Origin of the sequence: Methylobacterium sp. E-046 (assembly GCF_022829625.1) — a bacterium.
GTDB lineage: Bacteria > Pseudomonadota > Alphaproteobacteria > Rhizobiales > Beijerinckiaceae > Methylobacterium > Methylobacterium longum.
This window is the reverse complement of record NZ_JAKSYP010000058.1, coordinates 49207-69351: the sequence shown is the minus strand read 5'-3', so window position 1 is coordinate 69351 and position 20145 is coordinate 49207. Positions and strand designations below refer to the sequence as shown.

Here is a 20145-nt window from a genome sequence, read left to right as displayed (position 1 = left end):
CCGAGATGGTGATGCCGGGCGACAACGTGACCATGGACGTGGTCCTGATCGTGCCGGTCGCCATGGAGGAGAAGCTGCGCTTCGCCATCCGCGAGGGCGGCCGCACCGTCGGCGCCGGCGTCGTCGCCGCCATCAACGACTGAGATCCGGTTCGGCGCGCCGCGACGCGCCGCATCGTCGACGCCGGCCTCCGACTCGAGCGGGGGCCGGCGTTCTTTTTCCGGACGGACGTCGAGGCGCTTCCTGCGCGAGGCCCGTGGATCGGGTTCCGGCACGCACCACCGATCCACCCGCGTCCGCGTGCGGCGCCGGCGCAAGGCAGGGATCCGGCGACGGGTACCGACAGGGGCGCCCCCGGATGCACGCCCAGGCGGCGTCCTCCCGTTGCCGGGCGACATCGCTTCCCGCACGCAACCCCAAGCAACCCCTTGCAAGCCGGATCGCGATGAGGCATTGGGCGGTGCGCTAGGAGTGTAGCTCAACTGGTCAGAGCGCCGGTCTCCAAAACCGGAGGTTGCGGGTTCGAGTCCCTCCACTCCTGCCAGACATTCAGCCCGATCCCGCGCGGCGGCCCGGTCGACAAGCCGGGGGAGTTGCGCTAGAGCGAGCCCAATCCGAGATCTGAAGCGACCGTCGGTGCGGACCCATCCGGGTCCTCGGCGCCGACATTCGCATTCCCGGACGCGGTCTCTGCCTCGGGGCCGAACACGCACAGACACTGGCGCCATGGCATCGAACGAAGCGACCAAGAAGGTGGACCTGGTGCGCGGCGCGGCCCGCGGTCCCGCGAACCCGCCGCCGGCCCGGCCGGCCACGCCGGCCCGGGTGCCGCAGAAGCGCGCCACCCCGGGCGAGTTCTTCGCGCAGGTTCGCGACGAGGCCCGCAAGGTCACGTGGCCCAGCCGTCGGGAGACCACCATCACGACCATCATGGTCTTCGTGATGGTCGTGGCCGCGAGCCTGTTCTTCACGGTGGTGGATCAGGCGCTGCGGTTCGTGGTCGGCCTCATCCTGGGCGTCTGAATCGCGGGCGCCCGAGGGCGGCCCGCCGCCGATCGGGGAGGGCCCCGCGGACTTGTCGGAGTTGAACGGAACCGTGTCGAAGCGCTGGTACATCGTCCACGCCTACTCGAACTTCGAGAACAAGGTCGCCCAGTCCATCAAGGATCAGGCGGCTCAGCGCGGGCTGACCGAGCTGTTCGACGAGGTGATGGTCCCGACCGAGAAGGTCGTGGAGGTGCGCCGCGGCCGGAAGGTCGATGCCGAGCGCAAGTTTTTCCCCGGCTACGTGCTGGTGAAGTGCGACCTGACCGACGAGGTCTATCACCTCATCAAGAACACCCCGAAGGTCACGGGCTTTCTCGGCGCCGACAAGTCGAAGCCGGTGCCGATCCCCGACGCCGAGGCCGAGCGGATCAAGGGACAGGTCGCCGAGGGCGTCGACCGGCCCAAGCCCTCGGTGTCCTTCGAGATCGGTGAGACCGTCCGGGTCGCCGACGGCCCCTTCGCCAGCTTCAACGGCACCGTCGAGGAGATCGACGAGGCCCGCTCCCGCCTCAAGGTGGCCGTGTCGATCTTCGGCCGCGCCACCCCGGTGGAGCTCGAATACGCCCAGGTCGAGAAGGCCTGAGGCTCCGGGCTTCGGCGGCCGAGGGGCTGCCCCCACGTTCCGGCCGCCGCTGAGCGGCGGCCGTGACTTTGCCGCTCCCCCCTGAGGAAGCGGCATCATCCGCGGGAGAACCGCCCGGCCTCGCCTCCGGGATCCACGGCTCGCACCGCGACCTGCAACCGTCCGACCCGCCGCGCTTCAGGCCGCGTGGGGGCGGATTCTCATTGGGAGCAGTCCCATGGCGAAGAAGATCACGGGCTACGTGAAGCTTCAGGTCCCGGCCGGCGCGGCGAACCCGTCGCCGCCGATCGGTCCCGCGCTCGGTCAGCGCGGCCTCAACATCATGGAATTCTGCAAGGCCTTCAACGCGAAGACGGCGCAGATGGAGAAGGGCACCCCGATCCCGGTGATCATCACCGCGTATCAGGACCGCTCCTTCACCTTCGAGATGAAGCAGCCCCCGGTCACCTTCTTCCTGAAGAAGGCCGTCGGCCTGAAGCTCGGCAAGAAGCCGGCCTCCGGCTCCAAGACCCCGGGCAAGGGCCCGACCGTCGGCAAGATCTCCGAGGCGCAGCTCCGCGAGATCGCCGAGAAGAAGATGCCCGACCTCAACTGCGACTCGATCGAGTCGGCCGTTGCCATGATCCGCGGCTCCGCCCGGGCCATGGGCCTCGAAGTCACGGCCTGAGGGAGGACATCATGGCTAAGGAAGGCAAGCGCATCCGCGCCGCCCGCGAGGGCATCGAGGTCACGAAGCTCTACGCCCTCGACGAGGCGATCAAGCTCGTGAAGGAGCGGGCGACCGCGAAGTTCGACGAGACTGTCGAGGTCTCGATGAATCTCGGCGTCGATCCGCGTCACGCCGACCAGATGGTCCGCGGCGTCTGCAACCTGCCGAACGGCTCCGGCCGGACGGTGCGGGTTGCGGTCTTCGCCCGCGGCGCCAAGGCGGACGACGCCAAGGCCGCGGGTGCCGACATCGTCGGCGCCGAGGATCTCCTGGAGATCGTGCAGAGCGGCAAGATCGACTTCGATCGCTGCATCGCGACCCCCGACATGATGCCGCTGGTCGGCCGTCTCGGTAAGGTGCTGGGCCCGCGCGGCCTGATGCCGAACCCCAAGGTCGGCACCGTCACCATGGACGTGAAGAGCGCCGTCGCCGGCGCCAAGGGCGGCTCGGTGGAGTTCCGCGTCGAGAAGGCCGGCATCGTCCATGCGGGCGTCGGCAAGGTCTCGTTCGACGCCGACAAGCTCGTCGAGAACATCAAGGCCTTCGCGGACGCCGTCGCCAAGGCGAAGCCCGCGGGCGCCAAGGGCACCTACGTCCAGCGCATCGCCGTCACCTCGACGATGGGCCCGGGCGTGAAGGTCGAGCCGAACACGGTCCTGACCGCCTGATACCGGGCGGATCGTCAGCCCTGCGGAGCGCCCGGCCGGAGACGGCCGGGCGTTTTCCGTTGCGGGGATCTCGAAGGGCGGATGTCCCCCTCGACATCCTGGCGAACCGGGCTACGGCACGCCCGTCTCGGGTTTGGCGCGATCGTGCGCAGGGCCGAGGGCACCGCACCGGGGCCGGGGCCGATGGATTCCGGATCACCCTCGACGGCGCTCCACGCGTCCCGGCCGGGGCGCGGCGAATTATCCCTTGCGGTCCCGTTTGCGGACAGGAATGGGCGCAGCCGAGGCCGATCGCGGGCGCGGCCCGGAGGCAAGCGGCAATCGCGGCTCAGAACCTTCGTGCCTCACGCCATTCTCAACCGCGGAGGGGGCGCCAATCCGAATAGCTGTGCTAGATAGGCCGCCATGCGATGCACCCTGACGGTCACCTCCAAGCGACGCATCCTGTGCGTCTTTCCCGCCTACACACCCTCCTTCGGGACATTCTCCCACGCCTACCCGCTGATGGGCGGCGTCAAGGCGTTCATGCCGCCGCAGGGGCTGCTGCTGATCGCGGCCTACATGCCGGAGACGTGGGAATGTCGGTTCGTCGATGAGAATATCCGCCGCGCCGGCCCGGCCGATTTCGCCTGGGCGGACGCGGTCTTCGTCTCCGGGATGCACATCCAGGAACCGCAGATCCACGACATCCGCGACCGCGCCCGCGCGGCCGGCAAGGTCACGGTGCTGGGCGGGCCGTCCGTCTCGGGCGCCCCGGAGAAGTACGGCGATTTCGACTACCTCCACGTGGGCGAGATCGGCGACGCCACCGACCAGCTGGTCACGCGCCTCGACGCCGACCTGACGCCACCGCCCGCCCAGGTGGTGCTAGAGACCAAGGAGCGCCTCGCACTCGCGGACTTCCCGGCCCCGGCCTACGAGGCGGCGCCGCTCAAGCGCTACCTGATCGGCTCCCTGCAATTCTCCTCGGGCTGCCCGTATCGCTGCGAGTTCTGCGACATCCCGCAGCTCTACGGGCGCCAGCCGCGGCTGAAGAGCCCCGAGCAGATGTGCGCCGAGCTCGACGCGATCATCAGCCAGCCGGGCCACCCGGCGGTGGTCTACTTCGTGGACGACAATTTCATCGCCAACCGCAAGGCGACCCGCGAGATGCTGCCGCACCTGGTGGCGTGGCAGAAGAAGAACGATTACCCGCTCCAGTTCGCCTGCGAGGCGACGCTCAACATGGCCAAGCAGCCCGAGATCCTCGAGCTGATGCGGCAGGCCAACTTCATGACGGTGTTCGTGGGGATCGAGACGCCGGAGACGGAGGCCCTCAAGGGCATCGACAAGACCCACAACGCCGCCGTGCCCATGTACGAGGCCATCGAGACCCTCAATGCCTACGGGCTCGAGGTGACCTCGGGCATCATCCTGGGCCTCGACTCCGACACCGACAAATCCGAGCAGAATCTGATCGACTTCATCGACCGCTCGGCCATCCCCGTGCTGACCATCAACCTGCTCCAGGCCCTGCCCAAGACCCCGCTCTGGGATCGGCTGGAGCGGGAGGGACGGCTCCTGCACGACGCGAGCCTGGAGTCGAACGTCCTGTTCAAGCGCCCGCACGATTCGGTCGTGAAGAGCTGGCGCCGGGCGATCGCGCATGCCTACGAGCCGGACAAGATCTTCGAGCGCTTCAAGCACCAGTGCGCGGTGACCTATCCGAACCGCATCACCACGCCGACCGCCGGCAAGCTGACCTTCACCAACCTGCGGCGCGGGCTGATCCTCGGCTTCAACATCATCACGCGGGTCGGGATCTTCTCGGATTATCGCCGTCCGTTCTGGAGTGCGGCCGGCTACGCGCTGAAGCGCGGGCAGATTGAGGCGGTGTTCAACATGGGCTTCGTGGCCCATCACCTGATCCGCTTCACCCGCGAGGCCCTGCGCGGCGAGCACAACGCCTCCTTCTACGCCGCCAAGGCCGCGGAGGCGAAGGAGGCCCGCGACCGGAGCTGGTGGGAGGCGGCCCGTCGCAAGCTGGCGCCGGAGCGCGAGGCGGCCTAGCGGCGCCGGGCTGGACTCCGGGCCGACCATGGCCGGCTCGGCTCCGCCGCAAGCCCTTGCCTGCGGCGGAAAAGTCGCGCTTCGGCCCTTGGCAGGCGGCTTGCTAGGCTCTATACACCGCGCCTCACGCATTTCATCGTCACTAAGGGAGACGGCCGATCGGCCGGTTTCCGTTCGAAATGTCGCCCGGGCAACCGGGAGGCAAAGGCCGGCAGGATCCGAGGGGCCACGAGCCCCGCGGAGCCTTGCCCGGCCATGTCCTGTCCGAGACTGCAGGTGCCGGTTCGCCGGCTTAATCCCCACCGCCTGCACAGACGGGGAAGACCGAATTTCGAAAAGCCTCGCCTCGGCCCTGGGTCGCGGAGGGGTATCGGTTTGAACCAACTCGCCCGAGGCGGCCTTCCGGGGCACGCGCGGGGACAGGGCCGCGAAGCGTCGTTCGGACGTTCACGGTCTCTAGGCCGAGAGAACGTCCGGGCGGCATGTGCAACCGGCGGGCCCGAATTCGGGTTCCGCCAACCGGAGAGAGCCCAGTGGACCGGACAGCTAAAGCTGATCTCGTCTCGACGCTCAACGGCGTGTTCAATCAGAGCGCCGTCGTCGTCGTGGCCCACTACAAGGGCCTCACGGTCGCCGACATGCAGAAGCTGCGTTCGCAGATGAAGCAGGCCGGCGCCACCGTGAAGGTCGCCAAGAACAGCCTCGCCGGCATCGCACTCGATGGCACCGACGTCGCCTCCATCAAGCCGCTCCTAAAGGGCCCGACCCTGCTCGCCTATTCGGGCGATCCGGTCGCCGCCGCCAGGGTCGCGGTCGACTTCGCCAAGACGAACGACAAGCTCGTGATTCTTGGCGGCGCGATGGGTGCGACCGCCCTGAACCTGGACGGCGTGAAGGCCCTCGCCTCGCTCCCGTCCCTCGACGAACTGCGCGCCAAGATCGTGGGCCTCGTGCAGGCGCCCGCGACGAAGATCGCTCAGGTCGTCAATGCGCCGGCGGCCAAGCTCGCCCGCGTGTTCGGGGCCTATGCCACCAAGGACGAGGCCGCCTGAGGCCCTTCAAAAATCACCCGTTCGAACCGATATCTGAGAGGAATTCAAAATGGCTGATCTTGCCAAGCTCGTCGACGACCTGTCCTCGCTGACCGTGCTCGAGGCCGCTGACCTGGCCAAGATGCTCGAAGAGAAGTGGGGCGTCTCGGCCGCCGCTGCCGTCGCCGTGGCCGCCGGCCCGGCCGCCGGTGGTGGCGCCGCCGCCGTCGAGGAGCAGACCGAGTTCACGGTCGTCCTCGCCGCCGCCGGCGACAAGAAGATCGAGGTCATCAAGGAGGTCCGCGCGATCACCGGGCTGGGCCTCAAGGAAGCCAAGGACCTCGTCGAGGGCGCGCCGAAGCCGGTCAAGGAAGGCGTCGCCAAGGACGAGGCCGAGAAGCTCAAGGCCCAGCTCGAGAAGGCTGGCGCCAAGATCGAGCTCAAGTAAGTCGACGATGGGCCGGTTCCGGCCCGTCAACTCACGGAGGCCCGCTTCGGGCCTGTCGTGACCGGAGCCCGCGGGTGTTGCGCCCGCGGGCTTTAGGCCGCTTCGGCGGATGGTCCCGGAAGGGGCCGGCGAGAGATTCGGTTCGGTGGCGCGGCCCGGCGGGGCGCGCGTCGCGGCCCGGTGCGGGAGGTCCCTTTCGGGAACGCTTCCCCGGGCGAGAGGTACGCGGGTAGGAGCGAGGTCACATGGCCAACACGCTGGTCGGTCGCAAGCGCATTCGGAAGTTCTTCGGCAAGATCAAGGAAGTTGCCGAGATGCCGAACCTCATCGAGGTTCAGAAGGCGTCCTACGACCAGTTCCTGATGGTCGACGAGCCCGAAGGCGGGCGCGGCGACGAGGGGCTGCAGAGCGTGTTCAAGTCGGTGTTCCCGATCTCCGACTTCGCCTCCACGGCCCTTCTCGAATTCGTGCGCTACACCTTCGAGGCGCCCAAGTACGACGTGGACGAGTGCCGCCAGCGCGGCATCACCTTCGCGGCGCCGCTGAAGGTGACGCTCCGCCTCATCGTGTTCGATGTCGATCCCGACACCCAGGCCAAGTCGGTCAAGGACATCAAGGAGCAGGACGTCTACATGGGCGACATGCCCCTGATGACGGAGAACGGCACCTTCATCGTCAACGGCACCGAGCGCGTCATCGTCTCGCAGATGCACCGCTCGCCGGGCGTGTTCTTCGACCACGACAAGGGCAAGACCCACTCGTCGGGCAAGCTCCTGTTCGCCGCCCGCATCATCCCGTACCGGGGCTCCTGGCTGGACGTCGAGTTCGACGCCAAGGACATCGTGCACGTCCGCATCGACCGGAAGCGCAAGCTGCCGGCGACGTCGCTGCTCTACGCCCTGGGCCTCGACGGCGAGGAGATCCTGTCGACCTTCTACAACAAGGTGATCTACGACCGGGACGGCACCGAGTGGCGCGTGCCGTTCGATGCCGAGCGCATGAAGGGCATGAAGGCCACGGTCGACCTGATCGACGCCGATTCCGGCGAGGTCGTTCTCGAGGCCGGCAAGAAGCTCAACGCCCGCAACGCGCGCCAGATCACCGACAAGGGCACCAAGTTCCTCAAGGCGACCGACGAGGACCTCGTCGGCCAGTACATCGCCGAGGATCTGGTCAACGCGCAGACCGGCGAGATCTGGGCCGAGGCTGGCGAAGAGGTCACCGAGAAGCTCCTGAAGAGCCTCGAGGACGTCGGCACCACCGAGCTGCCGGTGCTCGACATCGACCACGTCAACGTCGGTCCCTACATCCGCAACACGCTGGCGGTGGACAAGAATTCCGGCCGCGAGGGTGCGCTGTTCGACATCTACCGGGTCATGCGCCCGGGCGAGCCGCCGACGCTCGACACCGCCGAGGCGATGTTCCACTCGCTGTTCTTCGATTCCGAGCGCTACGACCTCTCGGCGGTCGGCCGCGTGAAGATGAACATGCGCCTCGACCTTGATGCCGCCGACACCGTGCGCACGCTCCGCAAGGAGGACATGCTGGCGGTGGTCAAGGCGCTCGTGGAGCTGCGCGACGGCAAGGGTGAGGTCGACGACATCGACCATCTCGGCAACCGCCGCGTCCGCTCGGTGGGCGAGCTCATGGAGAACCAGTACCGCCTGGGCCTCCTGCGCATGGAGCGCGCCATCCGCGAGCGCATGAGCCAGGTCGACATCGACACGGTCATGCCGCAGGACCTGATCAACGCGAAGCCCGCGGCCGCCGCCGTGCGCGAGTTCTTCGGCTCGTCGCAGCTGTCGCAGTTCATGGATCAGACCAACCCGCTCTCCGAGGTGACGCACAAGCGCCGCCTGTCGGCCCTCGGCCCGGGCGGTCTGACCCGCGAGCGCGCCGGCTTCGAGGTGCGCGACGTGCACCCGACCCACTACGGCCGCATCTGCCCGATCGAGACGCCGGAAGGCCCGAACATCGGCCTGATCAACTCGCTGGCCACCTTCGCGCGGGTGAACAAGTACGGCTTCATCGAGACCCCGTTCCGCCGCGTGCGCGACGGCGTGGTCACCAACGAGGTCGCGTACCTGTCGGCCATGGAGGAGGCGAAGTACTACGTCGCCCAGGCCAACGCCCAGATGGACGAGAACAAGAAGCTGACGGAGGACCTCGTGGTCTGCCGCCGGGCCGGCGACGTGATCGTCGTGGGCCCTGAGCGCGTCGACCTCATGGACGTCTCGCCCAAGCAGCTCGTCTCGGTCGCCGCGGCGCTGATCCCGTTCCTGGAGAACGACGACGCCAACCGCGCCCTCATGGGCTCGAACATGCAGCGCCAGGCGGTGCCGCTGGTCCGCGCCGACGCCCCGTTCGTGGGCACCGGCATGGAGGCGGTGGTCGCCCGGGATTCCGGCGCCGCCATCGCGGCCCGCCGGGCCGGCATCATCGACCAGGTGGACGCCACCCGTATCGTCATCCGCGCCACCGAGGAGGCCGACGCCAACAAGCCGGGCGTCGACATCTACCGCCTACAGAAGTTCCAGCGCTCCAACCAGTCGACCTGCATCACGCAGAAGCCGCTCGTCCGCGTCGGCGAGTTCGTGAAGAAGGGCGAGATCATCGCCGACGGTCCCTCGACCGAGTTCGGCGAGCTGGCGCTCGGCCGGAACGTGCTCGTCGCGTTCATGCCGTGGAACGGCTACAACTTCGAGGACTCGATCCTGCTCTCCGAGCGGATCGTGAAGGATGACGTGTTCACCTCGATCCACATCGAGGAATTCGAGGTGATGGCCCGCGACACCAAGCTCGGGCCGGAGGAGATCACCCGCGACATCCCGAACGTTTCGGAAGAAGCGCTCAAGAACCTCGACGAGGCCGGCATCGTCTACATCGGTGCCGAGGTGAACGCCGGCGACATCCTCGTCGGCAAGATCACCCCGAAGGGCGAGAGCCCGATGACGCCGGAGGAGAAGCTGCTCCGCGCCATCTTCGGCGAGAAGGCCTCGGATGTGCGCGACACCTCCCTGCGGGTTCCGCCGGGCGTCACGGGCACGATCGTCGAGGTCCGGGTGTTCAACCGCCACGGCGTCGACAAGGACGAGCGCGCCCAGGCGATCGAGCGCGAGGAGATCGAGCGCCTCGCCAAGGACCGCGACGACGAGCAGGCGATCCTCGACCGCAACACCTACGCCCGCCTGGCGGACGTGCTGATCGGCCAGGCGCCGGTGGCCGGCCCGAAGGGCTTCAAGAAGGACACCACGCTCACCCGCGAGCTGATCAACGACTACCCGCGCTCGCAATGGTGGCAGTTCGCCGTCATCGAGGACCGTCTCATGACCGAGATGGAGGCGATGCAGAAGCAGTACGACGAGTCGAAGAAGCGCCTCGAGCAGCGCTTCCTCGACAAGGTCGAGAAGCTGCAGCGCGGCGACGAGCTGCCCCCCGGCGTCATGAAGATGGTCAAGGTCTTCGTGGCGGTGAAGCGCAAGATCCAGCCCGGCGACAAGATGGCCGGCCGTCACGGCAACAAGGGTGTCGTGTCGCGGATCGTGCCGATCGAGGACATGCCGTTCCTCGAGGACGGGACGCATGCCGACATCGTGCTCAACCCGCTGGGCGTGCCCTCGCGCATGAACGTCGGCCAGATCCTGGAGACGCACCTGGGCTGGGCGGCTGCGGGCCTGGGTCGCAAGGTGTCGAAGGCGGTGGATGCCTATCTGAAGTCGCAGGACATCGCGCCGCTGCGGGAGGAGATGACGGCGATCTACTCCCCGGGCGAGCTCGACGGCCTGACGGACGAGGAGCTGGCCGAGGCCGGCAACAACGTCCGCCGCGGCGTGCCGATGGCCACTCCGGTGTTCAACGGCGCCAAGGAGGCCGACATCGAGCAGATGCTGGAGATGGCCGGGCTCGACCGCTCGGCGCAGTCGACGCTCTACGACGGGCGCACCGGCGAGCCCTTCGACCGCAAGGTCACGATGGGTTACATCTACATGCTGAAGCTCCACCACCTCGTGGACGACAAGATCCACGCGCGCTCGATCGGTCCGTACTCCCTCGTCACCCAGCAGCCGCTGGGCGGAAAGGCGCAGTTCGGCGGCCAGCGCTTCGGCGAGATGGAGGTCTGGGCGCTGGAGGCCTACGGCGCGGCCTACACGCTGCAGGAGATGCTCACGGTGAAGTCGGACGACGTGGCCGGCCGCACCAAGGTCTACGAGGCGATCGTCCGCGGCGACGACACCTTCGAGGCCGGCATCCCGGAGAGCTTCAACGTGCTCGTCAAGGAGATGCGCTCGCTCGGCCTCAACGTCGAGCTCACCTCCTCCAAGAAGGCGGCGAACGATCAGCTTGAGCCGCCGGCGGACGCGGCCGAGTAGATCTGAGAACCACACCTCCCGTGGCGGCTTCGGGCCGCCACGGTCGAGCGGGGAGGGGAAGGGCCTTCCGGATTTGACGACGGTGAGCAGCGCCCGCGCGGGGCGCGGCGCCGGATCTTTTTCAGGACACGGTGGCCCGGCGCGGGGCTGTCGGCGTCAACAAGGAGCGGATCATGAACCAAGAGGTCATGAACCTTTTCAACCAGCAGGCCACGCCGGTCAGCTTCGACCAGATCAAGATCTCGATCTCGTCCCCGGAGAAGATCCTCTCCTGGTCGTACGGCGAGATCAAGAAGCCCGAGACCATCAACTACCGGACCTTCAAGCCCGAGCGCGACGGCCTGTTCTGCGCGCGCATCTTCGGGCCGATCAAGGACTACGAGTGCTTGTGCGGCAAGTACAAGCGCATGAAGTACAAGGGCGTCATCTGCGAGAAGTGCGGCGTCGAGGTCACCCTCGCGCGCGTCCGGCGCGACCGCATGGGTCATATCGAGCTGGCCGCCCCGGTGGCGCATATCTGGTTCCTCAAGTCGCTGCCCTCGCGCATCGGCCTGTTGCTCGACATGGCGCTCAAGGACCTCGAGCGGATCCTGTACTTCGAGTCGTACTGCGTCATCGAGCCGGGCCTCACCCCCCTGAAGGAGCGTCAGCTCCTGTCCGAGGAGGAGTACCTGCGCGCCCAGGAGGAGTACGGCGAGGATAGCTTCACCGCCATGATCGGCGCCGAGGCCATCCGGCGCATTCTGCAGGAGCTCGACCTCGACAAGATCGCCAACGATCTGCGCGAGGAGATCGCGGTCACGACCTCGGAGCTGAAGCCCAAGAAGCTCCTGAAGCGGCTCAAGATCATCGAGGCCTTCCAGATGTCCGGCAACAAGCCGGAATGGATGATCCTGACGGTCGTGCCGGTGATCCCGCCGGACCTGCGTCCGCTGGTCCCGCTGGACGGCGGCCGCTTCGCGACCTCCGACCTCAACGACCTGTACCGCCGCGTCATCAACCGCAACAACCGCCTGAAGCGGCTGATCGAGCTTCGTGCCCCCGACATCATCATCCGCAACGAGAAGCGGATGCTGCAGGAGGCCGTCGACGCCTTGTTCGACAACGGCCGCCGCGGCCGCGTCATCACGGGTGCCAACAAGCGCCCGCTGAAGTCGCTCGCCGACATGCTGAAGGGCAAGCAGGGCCGGTTCCGCCAGAACCTGCTCGGCAAGCGCGTCGACTACTCGGGCCGCTCGGTCATCGTGGTCGGTCCGGAGCTGAAGCTGCACCAGTGCGGCCTGCCCAAGAAGATGGCCTTGGAGCTGTTCAAGCCGTTCATCTACGCGCGCCTCGACGCCAAGGGCTTCTCCGCCACGGTGAAGCAGGCCAAGAAATTGGTTGAAAAGGAGAAGCCGGAGGTCTGGGACATCCTCGATGAAGTGATCCGCGAGCACCCGGTGATGCTGAACCGCGCGCCGACGCTCCACCGCCTCGGCATCCAGGCCTTCGAGCCGAAGCTGATCGAGGGCAAGGCGATCCAGCTGCACCCGCTGGTCTGCGCCGCGTTCAACGCCGACTTCGACGGCGACCAGATGGCCGTGCACGTCCCGCTGTCGCTCGAGGCGCAGCTGGAAGCGCGCGTCCTGATGATGTCGACGAACAACATCCTGCATCCGGCCAACGGTCAGCCGATCATCGTGCCCAGCCAGGACATCGTTCTCGGCCTCTACTACCTGTCGATCGTGGCCGAGGGCATGCCGGGCGAGTTCAAGGCGGACAACGCCAAGAACCCGATGCAGGGCGTCTACGGCGACATGGGCGAGCTGGAGCACGCCCTGGCCGCCAAGGCCGTGTCGCTGCACACCAAGATCAAGTGGCGCTGGACGGGCATCGGTCCGGACAATCAGCCCCTGATCAAGACCTACGAGACCACGCCGGGGCGGGTGATCCTGTCCGGCGCCCTGCCGAAGCACGCCAAGGTGCCCTTCGAAGTCGTCAACAAGCTGATGACCAAGAAGGAGATCTCGGCGATGATCGACACCGTCTACCGCCACTGCGGTCAGAAGGAGTCGGTGATCTTCTGTGATCGGATCATGGCGCTCGGCTTCAACCACGCGTTCAAGGCCGGCATCTCGTTCGGCAAGGACGACATGGTCGTGCCGGAGAACAAGTGGTCGATCGTCGACACGACCCGCGCGCTCGTGAAGGACTACGAGCAGCAGTACAACGACGGCCTGATCACCCAGGGCGAGAAGTACAACAAGGTGGTCGATGCCTGGGCCAAGTGCTCGGACAAGCTGGCCGCCGAGATGATGGGCCGCATCTCCGCGGTCCAGAAGGACGAGCACGGCGCCGACAAGCAGATCAACTCGATCTACATGATGAGCCACTCCGGCGCCCGCGGCTCGCCCGCCCAGATGAAGCAGCTCGCGGCGATGCGCGGCCTCATGGCCAAGCCGTCGGGCGAGATCATCGAAACCCCGATCATCTCGAACTTCAAGGAAGGCCTGGACGTTTTGGAGTACTTCAACTCCACGCACGGTGCCCGTAAGGGCCTGGCCGACACCGCCCTGAAGACCGCCAACTCCGGCTACCTGACCCGCCGCCTCGTCGACGTGGCCCAGGACGCCGTGATCCGCGAGGTGGATTGCGGCACGACCAACGGCATCAAGATGCGCGCCATCGTCGATGCCGGCCAGGTCGTGGCGACGCTGGCCACCCGCATCCTGGGCCGCGCCACGGCCGAGGATCTCGTGGCCGCGGACGGCACGGTGATCGTCAAGACCGGCGAGACCATCGAGGAGCGTCACCTGCCGGCGATCAACGCCGCCGGCATCCAGGAGGTGAAGATTCGCTCGGTGCTGGTCTGCGCCACCAAGAGCGGCGTCTGCGCCACCTGCTACGGGCGCGACCTCGCCCGCGGCACGCCCGTCAACATGGGCGAGGCCGTCGGCGTCATCGCGGCGCAGTCGATCGGCGAGCCGGGCACGCAGCTGACGATGCGCACCTTCCACATCGGTGGTGCGGCCCAGATCGCCGACTCGTCGTTCATCGAGTCGAGCTTCGAGGGCACGATCAAGATCCGCAACCGGGCGATCGCCAAGAACTCCGATGGCGATCTGATCGCCACCGGCCGCAACGTGGCGGTGGTCGTCGTCGGGTCGGACGGGGTCGAGCGGGCGGTCCACCGCCTGCAGTACGGCGCCAAGCTCCGGGTCGACGAGGGTGACAAGATCAAGCGCGGGCAGCGGATCGCCGAATGGGATCCCTACACCCGTCCGATCCTCACCGAGGTCGACGGCCTCGTGGCCTACGAGGATCTGGTCGACGGCCAGTCCATGACCGAGACCACCGACGAGTCGACCGGCATCGCCAAGCGCGTCGTCGTCGACTGGCGTGGTTCGGCCCGGACCTCGGACCTGAAGCCCGCGATGGTCGTGGTCGATCGGGACGGCAAGGCGCTCAAGCTGCCCCGCGGCTCGGACGCCCGCTACTTCCTGCCGGTCGACGCCATCATCGGCTTCGATCCGGGTGCGAAGGTCAACGCCGGCGACATCCTGGCCCGCGTCTCGACCGACTCGGCCAAGACCCGCGACATCACCGGCGGTCTGCCGCGGGTGGCGGAGCTGTTCGAGGCCCGGCGCCCGAAGGACGCGGCGATCATCGCCGAGAAGTCGGGCACCATCGCGTTCGGCCGCGACTACAAGAACAAGCGTCGGCTCACGCTGACGCCGCATGACGGCTCGGAGGCGGTCGAGTACCTGATCCCGAAGGGCAAGCACATCCACCTGCAGGACGGGGACGTGGTCGAACTCGGCGATTACATCGTCGACGGAAACCCGGCTCCGCACGACATCCTGGCGATCAAGGGCGTGGAGGAACTCGCGGCCTACCTCGTCAACGAGATCCAGGAGGTCTACCGGCTCCAGGGCGTGTCGATCAACGACAAGCACATTGAGGTGATCGTCCGCCAGATGCTGCAGAAGGTCGAGGTGACCGACGGCGGCGACTCGGACATCCTCGCGGGTGACCAGATCGACCGGACGGAGCTGACCGACTTCAACGAGAAGCTTCTGTCCGAGGGCAAGAAGCCGATCCAGGGCGTCCCGGTCCTGCTCGGCATCACCAAGGCGTCGCTGCAGACGAAGTCGTTCATCTCGGCGGCCTCGTTCCAGGAGACCACCCGCGTCCTCACGGAGGCGGCGGTCAACGGCAAGGTCGACACCCTGGAAGGCCTCAAGGAGAACGTCATCGTGGGCTCGCTGATCCCGGCCGGCACCGGCTCGATGGTGGCGGATATCCGTTCCATCGCCCGCCGTCGTGACGCGATGATCCTGCAGCAGAAGCAGTCCGAGAGCGGCGCGATGCCGGTCGAGGAGCTTCCGCCCGCCGCGGCCGAGTGAGGCAGGCGGCAGAACCAAAGGAGAGAGGGCGGCCTTCGGGCCGCCCTTTTTCGTTCCCGGGGTACCTCGGCCACACGTCGCCCTCGGACCCGCCGGCATTCGCCCGCGGCCCGGGCGGGGGCGGTCGCTGGCACCACGATCCCGCAGGATCTCGGCGCCTCCGCGATTCCGGATTCGGGCGCCGCTCCGCAGCGTCGGAACACCCCCTGACGAGGATGGAGGCTGTCCGCCGCCCGGCGCGGGACGGCGCCCACGCCGCCGGCTTAACCGGCCCTCAACCATGTCGGGCGATAAATCCCGCACGGCCGCACAAAGACCCTGGAAACGGGGAGGCTGGGGTCGGTTCGGGTGCGTGAGTACGGGTCTGGCGTTGTGGGAACGAGACGAGGACGACGGGAATCGAGCCTGCGATGGCTCTCGGCGGCCATGACGCCCTGGATGGTCGGGCTCGGCCTCCTAGTGTCGTTCACCGCGGATGCCGGGACGGAGAACGCCATCGGGTCGAGTCGCCGCGGCGTGATCGATGCCAACACGGTGCCGGCGCTGCCGCCCGGCACCCTCCTGATCGGTGCCGGCCTGCGCCGTCTCGGCGACGAGCCGCCCCAGGCGGAGTTCAAGACCGGCGCGCACGTGTTCCCCGTGGTCCAGCGGGCCGGCAAGGGCAACCCGACGCGGCCCCCGGCCGCGAGCTTCGCCCGCCGGGCCGCCGCCCTGCGCGAGTCCGGGGCCGCCCTTCTGTTCGGCGACGTGACCGGCAGCGTCAGCGGCGTGCTGACCCAGGGCTCGGCGGTCTGGGATCCGGATTCGGAGCCGGAGGCCGCCTTCGTGCCCGTCCCCGATCTCGGCCTGACCACCGGCGCCGGCAGCGCCGCCTCCACGGGTGCGGGAACGGCCGATCTCACCGAGGACGGCGACCCCGCGCGCTTCGACGGCTCGACGCCGCCGGTGCCCCGGGCGGTCGCCCTGTCGTCCACCACTCCGGCACCCGCGGACGCGATCCCCGTGGAAGTCGCCGCGGCCAGCCTCGCGCTGCCCGATTTCGCGATCCGCACCGAGCGCCCGGACAGCGTCCAGCCGGTGCCGGAGGACGCGCGGCGGCGCTACGCCGACCTGATCGACCCGGAATCCCTCGACAAGGAGCAGCGCTGCCTGTCGGAGGCCGTCTATTTCGAGGCGCGCAGCGAGCCGGAGGCCGGTCAGGCCGCCGTCGCCCAGGTGGTGCTCAACCGCGTCAAGAGCGGCCTCTATCCGAGCAGCGTCTGCGGCGTCGTCTACCAGAACCGGCACCACTACATGGGCTGCCAATTCTCCTTCGCCTGTGAGGGCAAGTCGCTGCGCATCACCGATGCCGGCGCCTGGGAATCGGCGACCCGCATCGCCCGCTCGGTGATCGAGGGCCGGACCTACCTCGCCGAGGTCGGCGCCGCGACCCACTACCACGCCGACTACGTGCGGCCGGGCTGGTCACGCCGCCTGCGCAAGATGGACGTGATCGGCCGGCACATCTTCTACCAGCTGCGCGCCGGCCAGACCTGAGACGATGCAGACCGCGCCGGACTTCATAAGAGAGACTATCGTTAATCAGAACAATGCTACCTAGGTAGGCGACGACTAAGCAGTCGAAATCAAGGGTTAATTTTACCTTCGTTCCCGATAATGCTTGCGAGTCGGGCAACGACTCTGGCCTCTGGTACGTCGAGACGAGCGCCGCCATCGCGACGCTTCTCGCTGTATCGCGTACCAGAGGACTTCCATGACCGCGCCGGTCGCTCGCACCGCCCTTCTCGCCGCCGCCCTGGGCGGCCTGATGCTCGCCGCACCCGCCCAGGCCGGCGGCTGCTACGGAACCGAATGCTACCGCCACGTGGTCACGCCGCCGGTCTACGACACCGTGCAGGAGAACGTGCTGGTGCGTCCGCCGCGCACGGTCTACCGGACCACCCCGCCGGTCTACGACACCGTGTCCGAGCGCGTGATGGTCTCGCCCGGTGGCCGGTTCTGGCAGACGAGCCGGGGCCCCGGCGGTGAGCTGATCGGCTGCTGGGTCACCACGCCGCCGCGCTTCGCCGTCCGCACCCGGACCGTACTGGTGCGTCCGGCGCAGTCGATCCCCGAGACCATCCCGCCGGAATACGCGAGCGTCAGCCGCCGAGTCCTGGTGGCGCCGGCCCGTGCCGGCTGGGTGCCGGCCGGCGGCTACGGCGGCTACGGCTATCGTCCGGCCGCCTATGGCGGACCGCTGGTCGGTTCGATCCCGGACGCGATGGGCATCACCGGGGCCAGCGCGTCGGATATCGGCGTCGGTCTCGGCTTCTCCTACGGCAGCCGTTACGAAGGGTACTGATCCCGGCCCGGCCGCCTTGATTCCGGGCGTCCCGGCGACACCTCACCGCCCAACGCAGGAGGTGTCGATGGGGACGTTCAAGGCCTGGGTGGTCGAGAAGAGCGAGGCCGGCCAGAATCTGGCCTTCCGGGACTTCGACGACGCCGACCTCATGGACGGCGACGTCACCGTGCGGGTCACGCACTCCACCCTGAACTACAAGGACGGTCTCGCGCTCACCGGCACGTCACCCGTGGTCCGTCGCTTCCCGATGATCCCCGGCATCGACTTCTCCGGCGTGGTCGAGACGTCGGACCATCCCGAGTACAAGCCGGGTGATTCGGTGGTGCTCACCGGCTGGGGCGTCGGCGAGACGCATCTCGGCGCCTACGCGCAGCGTGCCCGGGTCAAGGGCGACTGGCTGGTGCCGCTGCCCCAGGGGCTTACCCCCGAGCAGGCCATGGCGGTCGGCACCGCCGGCTACACCGCGATGCTGTGCTGCATGGCGCTCGACGCGCACGGGGTCACGCCCGGCCACGGACCGGTGATCGTCACCGGCGCCTCGGGCGGCGTCGGCTCGGTGGCGGTGGCGCTGCTGGCGCGGGCGGGCTGGCACGTGATCGCCTCCACGGGCCGGGATGGCGAAGCGGATTACCTCAAGGGGCTCGGCGCCGCCGAGATTCTCGACCGGGCCGAATTGGCGAAGCCCGGCAAGCCGCTCGGCAAGGAGCGCTGGGCGGCCGGCATCGATGCGGTCGGCTCGACCACGCTCGCCAATGTGCTGGCCATGACCAAGGCCGACGGCGCCGTCGCGGCCTGTGGGCTGGCGCAGGGCATGGACCTGCCGACCTCGGTGGCCCCGTTCATTTTGCGCGGCGTCTCGCTGCTCGGCATCAACAGCGTCACGACTCCGCAGAAGAAGCGCCGCGAGGCCTGGGCGCGGCTCGCTCGCGACCTCGACCTCGGCAAGCTCGCCGCCATGACGAGTCGCGTCCGCCTGGAGGAAGTCGGCCGGCTCGGTGCGGAGATCCTGGCCGGCAAGGTCCGGGGCCGGACCGTGGTGGAGGTAGGTTAAATCCCGCCTGCATGGAACCGCTGCCGTTCCAGCCTTGTTTTTTGCTTCATGAGCGTTGCATTCGTCAAAGAGCCCGAGGGCGGGGAAGCTTTCGAGAACCTGCCCGACCGGCCGATCTCGCCCCATACCAACTTCGTTACGCCGGAAGGCCTCGCGCAGATCGAGGCCGAGGTCGCGCGCTTAGAGAAGGAGGTCGCGTCCCTGGATCCCGCCGACAAGGCCGAGGATTCCCGGATCGGACGCGACCTCCGCTACTGGGCCGCGCGGAAGAACACCGCGCAACTCGTGGAGGCCAAGGGGGGCGACACGGTTCAGTTCGGCTCGACCGTCACGGTGCTGCGGGAAGACGAGTCCGGCAAGGAGACGCGCCAGACCTTCCACATCGTCGGCGAGGACGAGGCTGACCCGCACAAGGGTTCGATCTCCTACGTGGCGCCCCTGGCCCGCGCGCTCACCGGAAAGACGGTGGGCGACGTGGTCGAGGTCAACGGCCACGAGGTCGAGTTGGTCGAGATCCGCTGAGCCCGTTCAGCCGCCCGCGAAGCGCGGCCGCAACGGCAGGATCGCCTCCGCGACATGCTCCATGAAGACCCGGACCCGCGCCGCGTGGCGCAGATCCGGATGCGTCAGCACCCAGAGGTCGGCGCCGAGTTCCGGGTGCGGACCCGACAGGCGGCGCAGCGCCGGATCGGCATCGGCGGTGAAGCAGGGCAGGGGGCCGACGCCCAGGCCTGCCAGGATCGCGGCGTCGAGCCCGGTGACGGTGTTGATCCGCAGCCTGATCCGGTCGGCCGGCGCCCGCGCCGCCACGAACGGCGTGAACGAGCCTCCCACCACGCTCGGGCCCGGGCTGACCCAGTCCTCCACCGCCAAGTCGCCGTAGTCGCGCGTGGCCAGGCCGTAGACGGCCCAGGCCACCGCGGCGAGCCGGCGCCCGACCAAGGTCTCGCTCGGGTCGCGGGTCACCCGGATCGCCACGTCGGCGTCCCGCCGCGACAGGTTGAGGGCGTCCTCGGACAGGATCAGGGCGATCCGGATGTCCGGATAGCGCGCACCGAACGACGCCAGCATCGGCATGAGCAGGTTCGACGCGAAGCCGGCCGGCGCGGTCACGCGCAACTCGCCCGACGGCGTGTCGCCGCGGCCCGCCGCCACCCGCTCGAACCGGGTGATGTCGTCCTCGATCCGGGTCGCCGCCTCGATCATCGCCCGCCCGCAGGCGGTCGGCACGTAGCCGGTGCGCAGGCGGTCGAACAGCCGCGTTCCGAGCGTGGCCTCGAGCGCCGAGAGCCTGCGGAAGGCCGTGGAATGGTTGATCCCGAGCCGTGCGGCGGCGGCCGTCAACCCCGCACAATCCGACACCGCCTTAACGAAACGGAACTCGTCCCAATCCAGCGGCACGACGGTATCCTTGCTCTGGTGCAAACCCAGTTTTGCACCAGATGGCATTTTTGCAA

At 68.1% G+C, this 20145-nt stretch carries 14 protein-coding genes, 1 tRNA gene and 1 pseudogene; 15 read left to right on the top strand and 1 reads right to left on the bottom strand.

Annotated features, from left to right (window positions below):
• From tuf to greA, 15 genes and pseudogenes are all read left to right on the top strand, one after another.
• A pseudogene (gene tuf, locus MKK82_RS03630) lies at positions 1-143 on the top strand (elongation factor Tu); the annotation flags it as partial.
• Positions 144-467: 324 nt separating this feature from the next.
• Positions 468-544: transfer RNA gene (locus MKK82_RS03625), tRNA-Trp, on the top strand.
• A gap of 182 nt (positions 545-726) precedes the next feature.
• On the top strand, positions 727-1023 hold the full coding sequence (gene secE, locus MKK82_RS03620) for a preprotein translocase subunit SecE (RefSeq protein ID WP_238290550.1): 297 nt from the start codon (positions 727-729) through the stop codon (positions 1021-1023).
• Between the two features lie 73 nt (positions 1024-1096).
• Positions 1097-1630, top strand: coding sequence for a transcription termination/antitermination protein NusG (gene nusG, locus MKK82_RS03615; RefSeq protein ID WP_238290620.1), 534 nt, complete (start codon positions 1097-1099; stop codon positions 1628-1630).
• Between the two features lie 217 nt (positions 1631-1847).
• Positions 1848-2297, top strand: coding sequence for a 50S ribosomal protein L11 (gene rplK, locus MKK82_RS03610; protein ID WP_043348285.1), 450 nt, complete (start codon positions 1848-1850; stop codon positions 2295-2297).
• An 11-nt stretch (positions 2298-2308) separates the two neighbouring features.
• Complete coding sequence (gene rplA / locus MKK82_RS03605; RefSeq protein WP_238290551.1) at positions 2309-3007, top strand: 50S ribosomal protein L1; 699 nt, start codon at positions 2309-2311, stop codon at positions 3005-3007.
• 405 nt (positions 3008-3412) lie between these two features.
• Entirely contained in the window at positions 3413-5056 is a 1644-nt protein-coding gene (locus MKK82_RS03600; RefSeq protein ID WP_238290553.1) for a B12-binding domain-containing radical SAM protein, read from the top strand.
• 533 nt (positions 5057-5589) lie between these two features.
• Complete coding sequence (rplJ, locus tag MKK82_RS03595) at positions 5590-6108, top strand: 50S ribosomal protein L10 (RefSeq protein WP_238290555.1); 519 nt, start codon at positions 5590-5592, stop codon at positions 6106-6108.
• A gap of 49 nt (positions 6109-6157) precedes the next feature.
• A complete protein-coding gene (rplL, locus tag MKK82_RS03590; RefSeq protein ID WP_238290556.1) occupies positions 6158-6535 on the top strand; it encodes a 50S ribosomal protein L7/L12 in 378 nt (125 codons plus the stop codon).
• A gap of 245 nt (positions 6536-6780) precedes the next feature.
• Positions 6781-10905, top strand: coding sequence for a DNA-directed RNA polymerase subunit beta (gene rpoB / locus MKK82_RS03585; RefSeq protein WP_238290558.1), 4125 nt, complete (start codon positions 6781-6783; stop codon positions 10903-10905).
• A 173-nt stretch (positions 10906-11078) separates the two neighbouring features.
• Positions 11079-15290, top strand: coding sequence for a DNA-directed RNA polymerase subunit beta' (gene rpoC / locus MKK82_RS03580; RefSeq protein WP_238290559.1), 4212 nt, complete (start codon positions 11079-11081; stop codon positions 15288-15290).
• A gap of 438 nt (positions 15291-15728) precedes the next feature.
• On the top strand, positions 15729-16826 hold the full coding sequence (locus MKK82_RS03575; protein ID WP_238290622.1) for a cell wall hydrolase: 1098 nt from the start codon (positions 15729-15731) through the stop codon (positions 16824-16826).
• A 217-nt stretch (positions 16827-17043) separates the two neighbouring features.
• A complete protein-coding gene (locus MKK82_RS03570; protein ID WP_238290560.1) occupies positions 17044-17634 on the top strand; it encodes a hypothetical protein in 591 nt (196 codons plus the stop codon).
• Between the two features lie 67 nt (positions 17635-17701).
• Complete coding sequence (locus tag MKK82_RS03565) at positions 17702-18688, top strand: MDR family oxidoreductase (protein ID WP_238290561.1); 987 nt, start codon at positions 17702-17704, stop codon at positions 18686-18688.
• A 48-nt stretch (positions 18689-18736) separates the two neighbouring features.
• Complete coding sequence (gene greA, locus MKK82_RS03560) at positions 18737-19210, top strand: transcription elongation factor GreA (protein WP_238290562.1); 474 nt, start codon at positions 18737-18739, stop codon at positions 19208-19210.
• Positions 19211-19216: 6 nt separating this feature from the next.
• Here the strand turns inward: greA and MKK82_RS03555 are convergent, their stop codons facing one another.
• Positions 19217-20089 (bottom strand): LysR family transcriptional regulator, encoded by an 873-nt coding sequence (locus MKK82_RS03555; protein WP_243984667.1) that lies wholly within the window; start codon positions 20087-20089, stop codon positions 19217-19219.
• Positions 20090-20145: the final 56 nt, after the last annotated feature.